15 protein-coding genes, 3 tRNA genes and 1 riboswitch are annotated in these 17,680 nt (G+C 42.2%); of the genes, 14 read left to right on the forward strand and 4 right to left on the reverse strand.

From position 1 onward, the window contains the following. Positions 1 to 41: 41 nt before the first annotated feature. Entirely contained in the window at positions 42 to 3,698 is a 3,657-nt protein-coding gene (gene rpoC / locus ACUW85_RS06520; RefSeq protein WP_149314917.1) for a DNA-directed RNA polymerase subunit beta', read from the forward strand. 103 nt (positions 3,699 to 3,801) lie between these two features. Here rpoC and ACUW85_RS06525 read toward each other — a convergent pair whose 3' ends face one another. Together ACUW85_RS06525 and ACUW85_RS06530 are read right to left on the reverse strand one after the other, a co-directional pair. Then, the gene (locus ACUW85_RS06525) at positions 3,802 to 4,602 is read right to left on the reverse strand and encodes a hypothetical protein (RefSeq protein WP_182023495.1); all 801 of its coding nucleotides are present in this window, start codon (positions 4,600 to 4,602) and stop codon (positions 3,802 to 3,804) included. 31 nt (positions 4,603 to 4,633) lie between these two features. Next, a complete protein-coding gene (locus ACUW85_RS06530; RefSeq protein ID WP_182023494.1) occupies positions 4,634 to 5,350 on the reverse strand; it encodes a prepilin peptidase in 717 nt (238 codons plus the stop codon). Between the two features lie 156 nt (positions 5,351 to 5,506). Between ACUW85_RS06530 and ACUW85_RS06535 the strand changes: the two genes are divergently transcribed. The 5 genes from ACUW85_RS06535 to ACUW85_RS06555 all read left to right on the forward strand — a co-directional run bounded on the left by ACUW85_RS06535 (position 5,507) and on the right by ACUW85_RS06555 (position 6,513). Continuing rightward, positions 5,507 to 5,582: transfer RNA gene (locus tag ACUW85_RS06535), tRNA-Val, on the forward strand. A gap of 1 nt (position 5,583) precedes the next feature. After that, positions 5,584 to 5,656, forward strand: a tRNA-Lys gene (locus tag ACUW85_RS06540). Positions 5,657 to 5,681: 25 nt separating this feature from the next. Continuing rightward, a tRNA-Thr gene (locus tag ACUW85_RS06545) sits at positions 5,682 to 5,754 on the forward strand. A 198-nt stretch (positions 5,755 to 5,952) separates the two neighbouring features. Next, positions 5,953 to 6,111 (forward strand): hypothetical protein, encoded by a 159-nt coding sequence (locus ACUW85_RS06550; protein ID WP_259345406.1) that lies wholly within the window; start codon positions 5,953 to 5,955, stop codon positions 6,109 to 6,111. A 9-nt stretch (positions 6,112 to 6,120) separates the two neighbouring features. Then, positions 6,121 to 6,513 carry a hypothetical protein gene (locus tag ACUW85_RS06555; RefSeq protein WP_259345405.1) on the forward strand — a complete coding sequence of 131 codons (393 nt, stop codon included), beginning with the start codon at positions 6,121 to 6,123 and terminating at the stop codon, positions 6,511 to 6,513. A gap of 114 nt (positions 6,514 to 6,627) precedes the next feature. Here the strand turns inward: ACUW85_RS06555 and metK are convergent, their stop codons facing one another. After that, on the reverse strand, positions 6,628 to 7,803 hold the full coding sequence (gene metK, locus ACUW85_RS06560; RefSeq protein WP_182023493.1) for a methionine adenosyltransferase: 1,176 nt from the start codon (positions 7,801 to 7,803) through the stop codon (positions 6,628 to 6,630). Further along, positions 7,801 to 7,889, reverse strand: a riboswitch (SMK box riboswitch). Its footprint overlaps the gene before it by 3 nt. Before the next feature lie 176 nt (positions 7,890 to 8,065). Between metK and dnaX the strand changes: the two genes are divergently transcribed. The 8 genes from dnaX (at position 8,066) to ACUW85_RS06600 (ending at position 15,026) form a co-directional block, all read left to right on the forward strand. After that, positions 8,066 to 9,913 carry a DNA polymerase III subunit gamma/tau gene (dnaX, locus tag ACUW85_RS06565; protein ID WP_182023492.1) on the forward strand — a complete coding sequence of 616 codons (1,848 nt, stop codon included), beginning with the start codon at positions 8,066 to 8,068 and terminating at the stop codon, positions 9,911 to 9,913. Between the two features lie 75 nt (positions 9,914 to 9,988). After that, positions 9,989 to 10,303: a YbaB/EbfC family nucleoid-associated protein gene (locus tag ACUW85_RS06570; protein ID WP_149256309.1), complete on the forward strand. Its 315-nt coding sequence runs from the start codon at positions 9,989 to 9,991 to the stop codon at positions 10,301 to 10,303. 189 nt (positions 10,304 to 10,492) lie between these two features. Continuing rightward, entirely contained in the window at positions 10,493 to 11,092 is a 600-nt protein-coding gene (gene recR, locus ACUW85_RS06575) for a recombination mediator RecR (RefSeq protein WP_016897879.1), read from the forward strand. 30 nt (positions 11,093 to 11,122) lie between these two features. Continuing rightward, a complete protein-coding gene (gene tmk, locus ACUW85_RS06580) occupies positions 11,123 to 11,782 on the forward strand; it encodes a dTMP kinase (protein ID WP_149256310.1) in 660 nt (219 codons plus the stop codon). Between the two features lie 57 nt (positions 11,783 to 11,839). Continuing rightward, entirely contained in the window at positions 11,840 to 12,853 is a 1,014-nt protein-coding gene (gene holB, locus ACUW85_RS06585) for a DNA polymerase III subunit delta' (RefSeq protein ID WP_182023491.1), read from the forward strand. 160 nt (positions 12,854 to 13,013) lie between these two features. Further along, the gene (locus ACUW85_RS06590; protein ID WP_182023490.1) at positions 13,014 to 13,868 is read left to right on the forward strand and encodes a helix-turn-helix domain-containing protein; all 855 of its coding nucleotides are present in this window, start codon (positions 13,014 to 13,016) and stop codon (positions 13,866 to 13,868) included. 259 nt (positions 13,869 to 14,127) lie between these two features. Continuing rightward, positions 14,128 to 14,355, forward strand: a complete 228-nt coding sequence (locus ACUW85_RS06595) for a hypothetical protein (RefSeq protein ID WP_029315849.1) — start codon at positions 14,128 to 14,130, stop codon at positions 14,353 to 14,355. A 104-nt stretch (positions 14,356 to 14,459) separates the two neighbouring features. After that, complete coding sequence (locus ACUW85_RS06600) at positions 14,460 to 15,026, forward strand: thioredoxin (RefSeq protein WP_182023489.1); 567 nt, start codon at positions 14,460 to 14,462, stop codon at positions 15,024 to 15,026. A 226-nt stretch (positions 15,027 to 15,252) separates the two neighbouring features. Here the strand turns inward: ACUW85_RS06600 and ACUW85_RS06605 are convergent, their stop codons facing one another. Continuing rightward, a complete protein-coding gene (locus ACUW85_RS06605; RefSeq protein ID WP_182023500.1) occupies positions 15,253 to 17,676 on the reverse strand; it encodes a flavocytochrome c in 2,424 nt (807 codons plus the stop codon). Positions 17,677 to 17,680 lie beyond the last annotated feature (4 nt).

Consider the following 17,680-nt stretch of genomic DNA (forward strand, 5'->3'; position numbering starts at 1 on the left):
AACGAATAATTTGGGCAAATTAGATAAGGGAGGTTGGCCCCTTGGTAGATGTAAATAGATTTGAAAGCATGCGTATCGGGTTAGCTTCACCAGACAAGATCAGATCATGGTCTTACGGTGAGGTTAAGAAACCCGAAACCATCAACTACCGTACACTTAAATCAGAAAAAGAAGGTCTATTCGATGAAAGAATCTTTGGACCTTCTAAAGACTGGGAATGTTCTTGTGGTAAATACAAGGGCATTCGCTATGCTGGTGTTGTCTGTGACCGTTGTGGCGTTGAAGTTACACGTTCTAAAGTACGTCGTGAACGTATGGGTCACATTGAATTAGCGACACCTGTAACACATATTTGGTACTTCAAAGGTATCCCATCTCGTATGGGCTTGATGTTAGACATGAGCCCACGTTCGCTTGAAGAAGTTATCTACTTCGCATCTTACGTTGTAACAGATGCTGGTGATACGCCATTAGATTACAAACAATTGTTATCTGAAAAAGAGTACCGCGATAACAAACGCGAGTACGGCGAAGGTTTTAAAGCAGCAATGGGTGCTGACGCCATCAAGACCTTGTTATCACAAGTTCAAATTGATAGCGAAGTTGTTGAATTAAAAGAAGAATTGAAAACAGCTAAAGGTCAAAAACGTACTCGTGCAATTCGTCGTTTAGACGTTTTAGATGCTTTCCGTAAATCAGGTAACGATCCTGCGTGGATGGTAATGGATGTTATTCCAGTTATCCCACCAGAATTACGCCCAATGGTTCAATTAGATGGTGGCCGTTTCGCTACGTCTGACTTGAACGACTTGTACCGTCGTGTAATCAACCGTAACAACCGTTTGAAACGTCTATTAGACTTAAATGCACCAAATATTATCGTGCAAAATGAAAAACGTATGTTACAAGAAGCGGTTGATGCTTTATTCGATAACGGTCGTCGTGGTCGTCCAGTTACTGGTCCAGGTAACCGTCCATTGAAATCATTGTCACACATGCTTAAAGGGAAGCAAGGACGTTTCCGTCAAAACTTACTTGGAAAACGTGTTGACTACTCTGGTCGTTCAGTAATCGTTGTTGGTCCTTCGTTGAAGATGTACCAAGCTGGCTTACCAAAAGAAATGGCCCTTGAATTATTCAAACCATTCTTAATGCGTGAATTAGTTGCCCGCGATATGGCAATCAACGTGAAACATGCAAAACGTAAAATCGAACACCAAGATGAAGATGTTTGGGACGTTTTAGGCGAAATCATTCGTGAACATCCAGTTCTATTGAACCGCGCACCTACCTTACACCGTTTAGGTATCCAAGCCTTTGAACCGGTATTGGTTGAAGGTAAAGCAATCCGTCTTCACCCCCTTGTGTGTGAAGCCTACAATGCCGACTTTGATGGTGACCAAATGGCCGTCCATTTACCATTAGGTGAAGAAGCGCAAGCAGAGGCACGTTTATTAATGCTAGCTGCTACGCATATCTTGAACCCTAAAGATGGTCAACCAGTTGTTACACCGTCTCAAGATATGGTCTTAGGTAACTACTACCTAACAATGGAAGAACCTGAAGTAATGGGTGAAGGTATGTTAATGTCTTCTATTAATGAAGCGCATATCGCCTACACTAACGGTTATGTGCAATTACATACACGAGTTGCATTCCCAACAGATGCACTACCTAAAAAACCTTGGACTGAAAACCAAAAAGGTAAATTGATGGTGACAACTATCGGTAAATTATTCTTTAACGAGGTAATGCCTGAAGAGTTCCCGTACATCAACGAACCAACAACTGAAAACTTAGAATCATCTCTATCTGACAAGTTCATCATGGAACCAGGTACAGACGTAAAAGAGTTCATCAGTCGTCAAGATATGGTTTCACCATTCAAGAAAAAATACTTAGCGCGTATCATCGCACAAGTATTTAAAGTATCTAAGATTACTGAAACTTCAATTATCTTGGATAAAATGAAAGACTTAGGTTTCAAATACTCTACACGTTCAGGTATTACCGTAGGTGTGGCAGATATTACAAACCTAGAATCAAAAGCGGCGTCTATCCAAAAAGGACATGACCGTGTTGACAAGATTACAAAACAATACCGTCGTGGTTTGATTACAGACGACGAACGTTATGACCAAGTTATCGATACTTGGAACAAAGTAAAAGATGAAATCCAAATCGCCCTAATGAACTCACTTGATCAAGATAACCCATTCTTCATCATGTCCGATTCAGGTGCCCGTGGTAACATCTCTAACTTTACCCAACTTGCTGGTATGCGTGGTTTGATGGCTGGACCTAACGGTAAGATCATCGAGTTACCTATCTTGTCTAACTTCCGTGAAGGTTTGACCGTACAAGAAATGTTTATCTCGACCCACGGTGCCCGTAAAGGTATGACCGATACGGCCCTTAAGACAGCCGATTCAGGTTACTTGACTCGTCGTCTTGTTGACGTTGCCCAAGATGTCATCATTCGTGAAGCAGACTGTGGCACTGACCGTGGTTTAGCGATTGAAGCAATCAAGAATGGTAACGAAGTGATTGAAACACTTGAAGAACGTTTGACTGGCCGTTATTTACAAAAAGAAGTACGTCATCCAGAAACTGGCGAAATCATTGCGCACCACAACGAATTAATCGACGAACAAACTGCTCGTCGCATCGTTGAAGCTGGTATTGAGCAAGTAACGATTCGTTCAGCCTTCACATGTAACACTCGTCACGGTGTATGTAAACATTGTTACGGACGCGACCTATCTACTAACCAAGAGGTAGAAGTAGGGGAAGCAGTTGGTACAATTGCTGCACAATCTATCGGTGAGCCAGGTACACAGTTAACAATGCGTACATTCCATACTGGTGGGGTTGCCGGTGATGACATCACTCAAGGTCTTCCTCGTATCCAAGAGATTGTTGAAGCACGTCATCCAAAAGGTCGTGCCGTGATTACTGAAGTTGCTGGAGAAATCGAAGCAATCGAAGAAGACGAAGCAAGCCGTACGAAGACAGTATTTGTTAAAGGTATGACAGACTCTCGTGAGTATAAAGTACCTTACACAGCGCGTATGAACGTTGCTGAAGGCGATACTGTTCACCGCGGACAACAATTAACAGAAGGTTCAATCGATCCTAAAGACTTACTACGTGTAACAAACACACTGACTGTTGAAACATACATGTTAGATGAAGTTCAACGTGTATACCGCTCTCAAGGGGTAGACATCAATGATAAACACGTGGAGGTTATGGTTCGTCAAATGCTACGTAAAGTACGTGTCCTTGACCCAGGTTCAACAGACTTGTTACCAGGTAAGTTAATGGATACTGCAGACTTTACAGATGCCAATACGCAAGCAATCCGTTCAGGTGAACTACCTGCAACAGCGCGCCCAGTATTATTAGGTATCACTAAAGCTGCCTTAGAAACTAACAGTTTCCTATCTGCAGCCTCATTCCAAGAAACAACTAAAGTCTTAACTGACGCGGCTATCCGTGGTAAAGAAGACCACTTACTTGGATTGAAGGAGAACGTTATTATCGGTAAGATTATCCCTGCAGGTACAGGTATGGCTCGTTACCGTGAAATGGAACCGAAAAAAATCGGTGACACACAACAACTAATCTACGGCGAAGAAGTAGATGAAGATGCTGATATTAGCCAAATTGACTACTCAAGTATTCAAGAAAACTAATTCACCATTGTAGAAACCACAAATGAATATTCAGACGAGAAAAAATCCCTAGGCCAAATTGGTCTAGGGATTTTGTGTTTTATGGAGAGAAAAATTTTGAAATTTACGACCGGGCCGTCACTTTGAAGGCAATATAAGACCGATCATCAAAGCTGACTTGGTCAGGGTTGAGGCCTTTTGTGGAAATAAATTGATCAATTAAATACGGATCATTGTGGATAATTGCTTGCAGGTAAGCTTCAGTTTCTTCAAAAGTTGGTCGAATATCTGGATAACCATCTGATGTTAGGACTATTTCATCCCCAGCTTGAACAGGTATAGTTGTGATTAAGCTGCTTGGAATCTCTTGTCCGTTTAAAACCGAATAACCAAACCGTGTATCAGCCTTGTTGGCAAATGCGTTTGAGGAAATTAAATAGGGCATAATGGCGTCTCTGGCCTCTTGGTGGTGGTTAGGGTTGATATGCAAGATGAGTGACCGGAAGGCGCTTAAAATATCATCAGAGACCTTTGGTTGGGTATATAATTGCCCGTTTACACTAGCTTGGCAATCCCCAATTAGGTAGATACACTTGTAGAAATCAGAATACAAAGCCATAGCAGCTTGTGGACCATGTTTGATTCGGTCTAGCGGGAAATCCACGTGTGTATAAAACTTGTCCACAAAAGCTTGGTTAACACCTGAAATAACCGTTTCGATAGGTGCTTGTGGATCTAATGTGGTTAAGAAATCATGGATGATGTTGGACGCTATTTTGCCAGTTTTCATGCCTTTATGGGTAAAGTTCGACTTGGATGTTACCCCGTCTATAACAGCGATGAAGTGGTCGTTTGTAAAAAGAGCGTCCTCGCATAAAGCTGGCTGGTCATATTTACCTTGGATGAAAGTGTGTTGAATTTGCAAATTCTCTCCCTCACATTCTATACTTTACTAATTACAGTATATAGAAGATGATGGGATAGGCAAAGAATAAGTAAGGGATAAATGGCAGACCAGTCGGTAGGTTTACATTTTTTATTTTCACATAACAGATGTGGCAGAGGGCTAGACCACTGGCAATCAACAGAAGATATGAGAAGGTTAAGGGACCGAGCATTAGGGCTAAGACTGCCAGTGTTTTAATATCACCACCACCTATACCTTGATGAAGCAGATAATTGCAGGTGATTAAAGTGGCGAAGACCAGCAGGGAAAAGGTAACATGGCTTAAGAGCGCTAGGTTCGGGTTTCGGTAAAGATAATAAATAACAACTAATAATAATATGACTTGAAATCGGTCTGGTATGATTTGTAAAGCCAGATCGGCACTGGTCATAATGAGTAGGATAGCGAAAATCATGCAGAGAAGAATAGCCGTTTCAGTCGGGTGGTTCAGAAAAAACAAGAAAGAAAATATAGCGAAAAATCCTTCACAGAATGGATAAATAAAAGGTATTGATTGGCGGCAAGTCTGGCATTTACCTGCTGATAGTCCGTAACCGATAATTGGTATCAAGGCTAAGGGTGAAAGCGTGACTTGGCAATTGTCGCATTTGGAACGACCGTGCATAAAGGATTGTCCAAGGACTGTTCTTGAACCGACCACCATAAAAAACGAAGCAAGACTAGCAAAAAGAGCCAATAAAATGGTATAATAGAAAAACAATATCATTTTCAACCTCCATATGTTTTATATACGTATTTTTTCTGCCGATGTGCTAAAAAATGACGAAAAATAAAATTTTTATGGAAATTGTGTTGACAGTGTCTAAATCAGATGGTATTATTTAATAGTTGTCTTTGACAGATAACCAATTGAAATATTTACGGAGAATTAGCTCAGCTGGGAGAGCGTCTGCCTTACAAGCAGGATGTCGGGGGTTCGAGCCCCTCATTCTCCACCATGACTCGTTAGCTCAGTCGGTAGAGCAACTGACTTTTAATCAGTGGGTCGTAGGTTCGAATCCTACACGGGTCATATTCATTTTGAATAAAAAATATTTGCCGGCTTAGCTCAGTTGGTAGAGCATCTGATTTGTAATCAGAGGGTCGAGGGTTCAAGTCCTTTAGCCGGCATATATGGAAAAACTCCTTTATCGAAAGATGGAGGAGTTTTTTGTTCTCCACTACGTTTTCCCCGACAACCTTTTTTTCTTAAGGGGAAGCTAAGTTAATCTTTAAGTTTATGCATATTCATCTGGCTTATAATGTACTTTTATGAGGAAAATAAAAGAGCAACAAAAACGAGGGATGGAAAATGGAGGATGTGAATTAATGAGGAATAATCAACACCAAGGTCTAACGGATGAAGAAGACCAAGCCAAAGTGGTTGAAGGTCAGGTTAATCAAACCAGTCATTCTACCCAGAAGACGACGGCTGAAATTATTAAAGAGAATGTTTTTACCCTATTTAATGCATTAAACTTCCTGTAGGCCTTCTTATTGTTACTGGTTGGCGCATATTCTAATATGGCCGTTATTGCCATCATTATATTGAATATTGTTATTGGGTTTGTCCAAGAGATTAAAGCCCGCGATTTGGTCAGCAAGTTGACCATTTTATCCAATAAACCAGTTAAGGTGGTCCGAAATCGTCAGGAAGCCCTTGTGCCACTCGGGATACTCTTGTTCTTGCAAGCCTTTTTCCTACGAAGTGACACAGTGGAGGTGGCGGTTATAAAATCGGTGTCTGCCCTGATTGTTATGCTGCCTAAAGGTCTGGTATTGTTGATTTCACTAGCCCTTTCAACTGCTGTTTTAAAACTAGGCAAAAAGAATGTCCTCGTGCAAAACATGTACGCTGTTGAAGCCTTGGCTCAACGGATGAATTTTTAAATGAACCGCATCTTTGCATGTAAAGATAACTACAAATAGACACAGAAAACCCCAGTAAGCAGCCTCGATGAGGCGCCTTACTGGGGTTTGTTTGTGTTATTTATTCAAGAATGCTTATTTCTTCAAAATGTCTACTTTATCTGTTTTTTCCCAAGCAAAGTCTTGGTCATCACGACCAAAATGGCCGTAAGCAGCAGTTTTACTGAAGATTGGTTGACGTAGTGATAACATATCGATAATCCCATTTGGGGTTAAGTCAAAGTTGTCGCGCACAAGGCCGACTAATTCATTTTCAGATAAGTCACTTGTACCAAAGGTGTCAATCGCAATAGATACAGGTTCTGCAACCCCAATAGCATAGGCTAATTGGATTTCAACTTTACGCGATAGGCCAGCTGCAACCAAGTTTTTAGCAATATAGCGAGCCGCATATGAAGCAGACCGGTCAACTTTAGTAGCGTCTTTACCTGAGAAGGCCCCACCACCGTGGTGAGCAGATCCACCATAAGTGTCGACGATAATTTTACGACCAGTTAAACCTGAATCGGCTTCAGGACCACCGGATACAAACTTACCAGTTGGGTTGATGAAGTAACGCGTGTTTTCATCTAACCAGTTTTCAGGCATAGTTGGCTCAACAACGTGTTTGATCACGTCTTGGCGGATTTGGTCTAGTTCAATACCTTCAGTATGTTGTGTTGAAATGACGATGGTATCAATGCGTTGTGGTTGGTTGTTGTCATCATATTCGATGGTTACCTGAGTCTTACCATCTGGACCTAAGTAGTTTAATTCACCACTTTTACGGACTTCAGCTAGTCGACGAGATAGGCGGTGACTTAAAGCAATTGGCATTGGCATTAACTCTGGTGTCTCGTCCGTAGCATAACCAAACATAATCCCTTGGTCACCGGCACCAATCAGCTTGTTGTCCACTTCGCCCGTTTCCCGGGTTTCAATGGCATCATCTACACCTTGTGCGATGTCAGGTGATTGTTCATCTAGTGAAACCAATACGGCGATGGAGTCAGCGTCAAATCCGAATTTTCCATCACGATAACCAATTTCACGAACGGTATTGCGAACGATTTTTTGGATATCCACATATGCGCTAGTTGTTACCTCACCAAATACTAGGACAAGTCCTGTATTTACGGCAGTTTCGCAAGCAACTCGAGCTTGTGGGTCTTGTGCAAGAATCGCGTCTAGAATGGCATCAGAAATTTGGTCAGCAACCTTATCTGGATGTCCTTCTGTGACTGATTCAGAAGTAAATAGTCGTTTATTCATGTTGTTTCCCCCAAAATATAAATTTTATGGTTACAAGGAATTTTTGCCTAAGCAAACCCTATCGGGAAGAATTTATTGTAACGTCCCCCATTATACATGATATGAAGGGAATAGTAACGGGAAAATGGCGGTATTTTCAATTTTCTGATAAGTTTTTATAGACTATTTTTAAGATTAAGATAACCCTGCATTAATTGCCTTACTATAGTTTCATGTTATAATGTTCGAGATGATTAAATGTAGCAAGTTTAAGGAGGCAGCGATGAGTTACCAAGCATTATACCGCGTTTGGCGGCCGCAGACATTTGGAGATATTGTTGGCCAAGAGGCTGTTGCGCGTACGCTGCAAAATGCCATTCGAACTGGCAAAACGAGTCACGCTTACTTGTTTACGGGTCCTAGAGGGACTGGTAAGACGAGTGCGGCTAAAATTCTATCGAAAGCGATCAACTGTCCAAACCAGGTGGATGGGGAACCATGTAATGAATGTGAAATTTGCCGAGCAATTACTGATGGTACGCTACCTGACGTGATTGAAATTGATGCGGCTTCAAATAATGGTGTTGAAGAGATTCGTGACATCCGTGATAAAGTTCGCTATGCACCAACGGAAGCGCAATATAAGGTCTATATCATTGATGAGGTCCACATGCTTTCAACGGGTGCTTTCAATGCTTTATTAAAAACCTTAGAAGAACCACCAGCTAATGTCATTTTTATTTTAGCAACGACTGAGCCGCATAAGATACCTGCAACGATTATTTCAAGAACCCAACGTTTTGACTTTAAACGTATTTCACGTCAGGCGATTGAGGACCGGATGGCATTTATCTTGGACCAGGACGGTATTGAATATGAGAATGGCGCCCTTACTGTAATTGCTCGGGCAGCAAACGGTGGGATGCGAGATGCCTTATCCTTGTTAGACCAAGTGATTTCCTTTTCCGATGGGACTTTATCACTTGAAACGAGTCGGTTGGTGACGGGGGCCTTGTCTGAAGAGCAGTTGGTTCAATATACGGAGGCCCTAGCTAATGGGCAAGTGACGGCAGCATTAGACCACTTACATGCTTTATTGGCTGGTGGTCAAGATGCGGCGCGTTTTGTGGAAGAGCAGTTGGTTTTTGTGCGTGATTTAATGATTGCCAAGGAAACCAAGGCGGATACGGCTGAGATTGAAGAGTTGACCCAACGTTATGACGAAGCCTTTTATAGTCTAGCGAAAACGATTGATGTGAATGTCTTGTATAAGATGATGAAAGTTTTCCGAGAAACGCAGGCAGAGATTCGTTTTTCATTGCAACCAACGATCTATCTAGAGGTGGCAACGGTTCAGGTAGCTAGCCAAATCGGTAGTCAGTCGGCTGTTGGTCAAAGTGGTAACCAACAAGTGGTGGCTAACCAAGAAGGTGACCATGTCTTGCCAACGCAAGTGAGTCAAGCGTTAGCTGAATTGCAAGAACAAGTGGCGAATTTAACGGCACAGGTCCAAAATGGGGGCGGAGAGCCAGCTAAACCTGCGCCAAGTAAGCCGGCTAAGCGGTCAGGGAATGCGACGGCCTTTACGCCAAATCTGACGAAGGTCTTCCAAGTGTTAAATCAAGCGACTAAGAAAGATTTGAATGATATCGCCAATTTATGGGATGGGCTGATTGAGAGTCTGCCAAGTATGCAAGCGGCCTTATTGAAGGCAACTTTCCCGGCGGCGGCTTCACCAAATGCATTCGTAGTGCGGTTTGATTATGAAATTCTGTGCAAGAAGGTGGATGACGATACGGAGACCCGTCAAGAAATTGAGCGGATTCTATCTAATCAACTAGGTCACCCAACGAAGATGTATTATCTAACGAGTGACCAGTGGCAGTCTGCCCGTCAAAGTTATGTTCAGGCTATGAAAAATGGCGAATTGAGTGACTTGGTTGGGAACGATGCAGTGGCTACTAAAGGGTCGGCGACAGACGCTGAGGCCTTTACTCAGGAAGATGAAGTGGTGGATGATGGTCTAGATGAGAACGGCCTAAACGAAGAAGAATCTCGTTCGCGTCAAGAGCAAGTCGATCAAGCAACTTCACTATTTGGTAAGGATAATGTTACAATAATAGATGATTAGGTCATGGGGCTTGATGTCAAAATGACAATGAATATGTAATTTAAAAAGTATGAAAAGCTAAAAGGAGACGATAAAATGGCAGGCGGAATGGCAAATATGCAACAAATGATGCGTAAAATGCAAAAGATGCAACAAGAGATGGAGTCAGAACAAAAGAATATTGAAACAAAAGAGTTTCAAGGGACTGAACCATCAGGTATGGTGAACGTGACGGTAACAGGTGACCGCCGTGTGAAAGCAATCAACATCAAACCGGATGCAGTTGATCCAGAAGACGTTGATATGTTGCAAGATTTATTGATTGAAGCAGTGAACAACGGACTTGAAAAAGTAGACGCTGAAACTGCAAACGTTATGGGCAAATACACTAAAGGTATCCCAGGACTATAATCAAGGCAAAGAATATGGTTGATAATGATGGACCATTTATACCATGGGTAGCGGGACTACGCATGGTATTTTTTTGACAGGATGTGAGCACCACTTGTGCTAATCCTGCCTTTTATTAGCCAGTGCGTGACCTTTTTGCCAAGAATGATTGAAACAATGTTAGGAAAGTTAGATGCAGGGGTGTAGAGAATGCAGTATCCAGAACCAATCGCTAAGTTAATCGATTCTTTTAGTAAGTTGCCAGGGATTGGCGCGAAGACGGCGTCTAGGTTGGCCTTCTTTGTCTTGGACATGCCTGAGGCGGATGTGCTGCAATTTGCGTCTTCCTTGGTGGATGCAAAGCGTGAGTTGCGGTATTGCTCAGTTTGCGGGAATATTACCCAGTCTGATCCTTGCGAAATCTGTGCGGATGAAAACCGGGACCGGTCACGGATTCTAGTGGTGGAGCAGGTGCGTGATGTGGTATCTATGGAACGGATGCGTGAGTATCACGGCCTCTACCATGTCTTGCACGGGGTGTTATCCCCAATGGAAGGCACTGGGCCGGAAGATTTGAATATCCAGCCCCTATTGACCCGTCTGCAAGATGACCAGGTCAAGGAAGTGATTGTGGCGACCAATGCAACAGCTGAAGGGGAAGCGACCGCAACCTACCTGTCTCGTTTGATTAAACCTGCAGGCATTCAAGTATCGCGGATTGCCTATGGTTTATCTGTCGGGAGTGATATTGAATATGCGGATGAGATGACCCTATTGCGTGCCCTTGAAGGCCGCCGTGATATCGATTAACTAGTCTATAACAGATTTTAAGGAGACCTTATGGATACACAAAAATTTTCTGGGAAATTTATTACTGTTGAAGGACCCGATGGCGCAGGCAAAACAACCCTTATTCAGGGACTGACACAAAAGCTTGAAGACAAGTTAGCTGTACCTTTAAAGCTGACCCGCGAGCCAGGTGGTGACCCGATTGCGGAAGATATCAGAGAAGTGATTTTAAGCCCGGAAAACGTGGCTCTAGATCCTAAAGCTGAAGCCCTTTTATACGCAGCTAGCCGTCGTCAACATTTAGTCCATACCGTACTGCCTGCACTTGAAGCTGGGCACATGGTCTTATGTGACCGGTTCGTCGACTCGTCAATTGCCTACCAAGGCTACGGTCGTGAAATTGGTGTAGAGGGGATTATTGCCATCAATCAATTCGCAACGGATGGTCGCCAACCCGACTTGACCTTGTATTTAGATATTACGGCTGAAGAGGGGATTCGCCGGATTCAAGCCAACCGCAGTCAGGCTGAACAAAACCGTTTGGACGTTGAAGCCATAGACTTCCACCAACGGGTCCATAAAGGGTATGGCGTCTTGAAAGACCGTTTTCCAGAACGGATTCAAGTCATTGATGCCACCCAAGACCCTGAAAGTATGCAGCGGGATGCCTTGGCTATTTTAGAAAGCCATTTCCCAACTTTATTTCGTTAATAGAGCTAGTCATCCAAATCATTAAAGCGCCTTAAAGCAATGGAAAGGAGTCCATCAATGGCACACGAACATTTTGATATCGCCAAGAAGCAAGCGGATTTGACCGCTATGATGGACCGGGTCCTCGTCAATAACCGTCTTGGTCATGCTTATATTTTTGAAGGGATGGTCGGCGCTGGTCAAGAAGACATGGCACTTTATTTAGCAGCTTATTTGAATTGCTTAAATCCTGATGACCAAGGGGCTCCTTGTGGTACTTGTAACCATTGTCGTCGGATTCTGTCTGCTGATTATCCGGATGTTTTCCATATTCAACCGGACGGGAATACCATTAAAATTGACCAGACGAGAGATTTAAAAGAACGGTTGTCTATGTCTTCACTTGAAGGGGACAATCAAATTTTTATCATTCATGAAGCAGAGAAAATGACCGTCAATGCAGCCAACTCTTTGTTGAAGTTTATCGAGGAACCGCATGAAAATGTCTTTATTTTCCTTCTAACCAATAATAGGGACGCGATCTTGTCGACGATTGTCTCCCGCTGCCAGATGATTCATTTTCCCCAATTAAACCAGGTGGACCTACAAGCCTTATTTGAGGAAGCGGGGATTAAGCCCAGTATGGCGACAACTCTGACGGCTTTAACCAATGATGTGGGTGAAGCGACGGTGTTGGCAGAGAATGAAGATTTCCAGCAACGACTCAACTGGTCCTTGCAGTGGGTGGATTTAATCGTGAAAAAGGACCCTCGTGGTCTAACAATGGTAGCGTCAGACTGGATGAAGGGCCCTAAGGGTAGGATGGATATGATTCAGGCCCTAAATCTGGTGGCCTTTCATTTCCATGATTTATTATATTTACTTCTACATGTAGATCAGGGACAAGACAATCAAGCGCAATTGGTCTTCCCTAATGACTTTGGTAAATACCAAGGGATGGTCAATAAAATAACAGTAGCAGAAGCGACAAAAGCCCTACATTTAGTAGGGCAAGCACAGAGGATGATTCAATCGAATGTGAGTGTACAGTCCGCAATGGAATATATGGTATTAGCCTACTGGAAAAAGTAGACCGAAATGTTTAAAGAACGCCAATGATACCGAAAATTGCAATCGTAGTTAGTAAAGATAAGATTTTTTGTTTCATGATTTCGTCTCCTTTTTGTTAAAATATAACAGAATTATAGGGGGAAATTCATTTTTTGTCATATATAACAAAAGGAGCAACAGAATGAATATTGGAATAAGCTACAGAGATCTAAGAAGAGAGCGCGGTTTGACACTTATGGATGTCACAACCACGGGGGAGATTTCCTACTCCCAACTCTCAAAGTTTGAACGTGGTGAAACAAGTATTACAATTCATCACTTAGTCAATCTAGTCCATAACCTGGGCATCTCCTTTGCTGAGTTTATGACGGCAATTGAGGAATACAATAGTCCTTATAAATTCTACATCGAAGAAATTGATAACGCTTATAAAAAAGCTGATATTGACGCCTTGAACGCAATCGCGCAAACACAAGAAAACTTGTATGGTGAAACCAACCAAATCTTATTTAAATACAATGCTATAATGACGAAACTCTTATTGAATGATTTAACTGAGGTGGAAATTCCTGAAGCAGACAAGCATTTAATCAGTGAATACATCTTGAAATGTTCCATTTGGACGAGTTACGAGGTTATTTTGCTAGGGAATTCCCTTCGAGGATTGACGCAGTCATTGCAAGACGTATTAGTAGCAGATATGATTGCGAAATTGCCTACAATACAAGAAAGCAATCCCTTGAAGGTGCACATACTGAGCATCTTAATCAATGTCTGTTTCGATCGATTACGGTCGGAGGAGACTGACGAAGTGAATGATATTATGGCAGAAATTGAGCCACAATTGAGCACAAATGCGTATTACTTTAAAAACCGTCTCTTATTCCTAAAAGGGATTGTGGCGATTGTTGAGGGTCAGTTTGATGAAGGGGTAAGTAAATGCCAAAATGCGATTCAAGTTTTCGAATTATTCGACGAACCATTCGCTAAAATGCATCAGGATGAACTAGATGCATATATCACAAACTACGCATAATTGTTATATATAACAATTTTTAGAAGACCACCAAAATTTCGGTAGAATGAAGACTAACAACAAGAGTTTACATATCTACCATTTGATGGACTGATAGGAGATAAAAGCAGTTCTATGCGCAAATAAGATTATGGAAGATCTGTAACGACTATTGTTACTGGTCTTTTTTGTGTAGATACATATCAATGCTTTTAACAATTCGTTGATGATATAAGCATTCTTACTCACAGAGAGGGGTATAATAGTGGAGTTTATGGCGATGTTAGCAAGTGGTGTATTTGGTATTTTAGTATTGGTTTACGGGATACAGGAAATTCGACTTCAGGTGAAGAATTGGTGGACTTATATTGCCCTATTACTAGGTGTATTTTTATTATGTTTTGCTATCTATCTCTTTAATCCGTTCCTTGCTTACAGGGAATGGGGTGGTGTCCTTCTATTCGCTGTGGGATGCACAGTCACAGACTACATGGTCTTTCAGAAATAGAATGAGTAGGGTTCATGTGTAGTGATTCAAAAAAATAACTTTAATGGTATAATTTGTGCATAAAATATTCGTACTGTGATGCGTTAGATTTGGGTGGAATTATTATGAAGAAGATTTTATTACTATCTAGTTTAAGTGTGCTTTTGTTTGCTTGCGCTAATCAAACGAATGAGGAAGAAGTGACTAGTGATTCGGCAAACTACTCCAATGTGGCACAAGAAACCAGTTCAGAGAAAGGGCAAGCATCATACCAGAGTACGGTACAAAACTTTACAGCTATTACTGCAGAAGAGATTATAAACAAAATCAATAATGGCGATGCTTTTTACCTATTTGTTGGTGCAGAGGATTCGGCGGATGCACAGACTTTTGCCACTAAACTTGAAGAAGTCTCCTCCATCTTTGAAAACCCATCTTCAGCTGATATTGAAGGTGTCATTTATTATTTAGATTTAACTAATGCTAGCGACCGAGCAACTACAACATTTACTGAGGACTATGGTATTGACACTGTACCAGCCTTCCATTTCTTTGAAGGGCAAATTTACAATAGTGAAATCGAAGATATCAATAGTGAGAATATCACCGTTGAAGAGATACAAGATTATATAAATACACCGTATCAGGATGAACATGTCACAACAGTACCAGATGAGAACGTGGATAATTAAGATAGTTAATTCCTCATCACTAAGGACATTTAAAGAGCAATTATTCTAAGATTCAACTTCAGTGTTGCTAACCTATCGGTTCTATTTCCTAACCTTATCGGTCATAACCGGATGTATATTGGATTTTGTATTAAAGCAATATTTGATAGATAAACGCTAAGCAAAAAGCACGCTGCTCTTTGAAGTAACGTGCTTTTCTTATTTTATTGATTTTCATAACTTATACTTAGTCAATTTCGGCTATGGCAGTGATGGCTGCAATCCGTCCGAAGGTAAAGATGTCAGCTAAGGCATTACCACCTAGACGGTTACCAGCGTGAATCCCACCAGCAACTTCACCAGCAGCGAATAATCCTGGAATCACTTGGCCGTCAGTGTTGATCACGCGCGTTTCTGGGTCAATTTTCAAGCCTCCCATTGTGTGGTGAACGGCCGGTTTACGCGGTGTTGCGTAGAACGGGGCTTTTACCACTTTCAAGTCGAAGGCTGATTTATGGAATTCAGGGTCTTCACCTGCATCCACATAGCTATTATATTTAGCTACAGTATCCGCTAATACAGCTGGGTCGATGCCGATTTGACTAGCCAATCCTTCAATTGTATCGTCTCGGAAAAGGGTCCCCGCTGCAACTTGTTGGTCCAGTTTTTCCTGGTTGGTATTATAAGCTGTCTCCTTGATCTTATCGTCAGCAATCAAATAGAAGAAGCCTCCGACATTGATAGCCGCCTGTGCCAATTCGTCACGGCTACCCACCTCATTGACAAAACGTTTACCATTTGTATCCACCATCACAAAGTTTGCCGGCGGTACTTGCAAACCTGAGAATAGGGCACCGGTATCTGGGTCAGAGGTCGGCATTAATTGTGAGAAGCCCATGCCCACTAATTCAGCACCAACTGCTTCACCCAATAGGATACCGTCACCAGTAATAGCAGGTGAGTTTGAGGTTTTAATGTCATCTGCAATTTCAGTCCAGTAGGTATTGTATTTTTGAAGCATCTTCGTATTGGCACCGAAACCACCAGAAGTAATAATGGTTGCTTTGGCGTGAATAATGACCTTGTCGCCGTTAGTATTTCGGGCAATCGCCCCAGTAATTTTGCCCTCTTCTACTAATAATTCTTTAGCAGGTGTTTCAGTTAGAATTAGGCCGCCATTTTCCTCAACATAAGGTTTTAAGACAGAGATGAAGGCAAAACCTTCGTGACCTTCAGGTTTGTGACCGCGTCGCCATAAGGCACCAACTGGCATACTTACGTCTGTTGTATCAAACGGCACACCAATTTCAGCTAGCCATTCAACTGCGCCTAAAGCATTGTCCGTCAATTGTTTCACTAGGGCATAGTCGCCGTGAATTTCTTGCCCGTTCAAGTCACTACGTTTACCGCCTAAATAAGTTTGAATACGGTGTAGTAGGACTGAATCGAATAGGTAGTCTTCCCCATTTTCAGTGCGGTTTAGGTAGTCATTGATTTGGTCACGCAATTCCAGAAAGTCGTCTAAGTATTCAGGATCAATGGCTGCCACATCAATCGCTGCAACTTCAGCTAGGGTATGGGCTTCACCAGGGTTGGCTTTGAAAGTTGCTTGCCATGCGGGTTCAGCGGCGTTCATTGGCCCACCAGCCCGGACAGTATTGCCACCTAATGATGGGGGTTTTTCTAGTAAGATCACATCTTTACCTGTTTGAAGGGTTGCTGCAGCAGCGGCTAAACCAGCACCACCCCCACCGATAACCAGGATATCTGTATCATATTCAATTGTTTCGCTAGCAGTTTTATTAGCTGTTTTTGGTCGTTTCTTCAAGATGTTTGGGTCAGCACCAGCCAAGCGCACAGCATCCGCAACGCCGTCAATCACACTCTGACTTGTGACAGAAGCACCTGAAACCGCGTCAACATTTAAGGTCTGGTTTTCAAGAATTTGTTCTGGAATACGCGTGAAGACTAAGTCCGCAATCCCTTCAGTCTCACTACTTGAATCAATATCAATCTTATCAATGCGGGTATCACTAAATGACACAGTAATCGGAAGTGGCCCATTATGCCCAACTGCTTTCACCTCATATTGACCAGGTTCGAAGCGAATCTCTTCAGGTAGGGCTAAGATACTAGTCACATCGGCAAAACGAATATACTGATCAAGACAAGTTTCTAGGAAGTGTACAGTGTTTTCGTCCTTCAAGTTGCCATCCTCATCAAAGGCTTGGTGCGCGCGTCCCAATAAGAATTCGTATCCAGGCATGACAATGGCATTTACCCCAGGTGTATCAAGCATTTGACGCAAGTGTAACTGGGCACGAGATGACCCTTGAATATCATATGAAGCACCCACTAACATGACTGGTTTACCGTCAAGTGGATGTAAATTAAAGGATAAGTGTTCAATTAAATTCTTAAGGGCAGAAGGGACAGAGTGGTTATGTTCAGGTGTTGCTAGGATCACACCGTCGGCAGCGACGATTTTTTTATTAAAGGTTTGAATAATAGGTAAGTTATCCTGATCTTCCGTTTCCACAAACATAGGTACTTCACGAAGGTCTAGAATTTCAATCTCAACTTTATTAGCAAAATGCTTTTGCATAAATTCAAGTAAAGTACGGTTGTATGATTTGTCAGCGGCACTACCGGCAACAGCAATAAATTTCATCATA

The organism is Aerococcus sp. 150760013-2 (assembly GCF_053627715.1).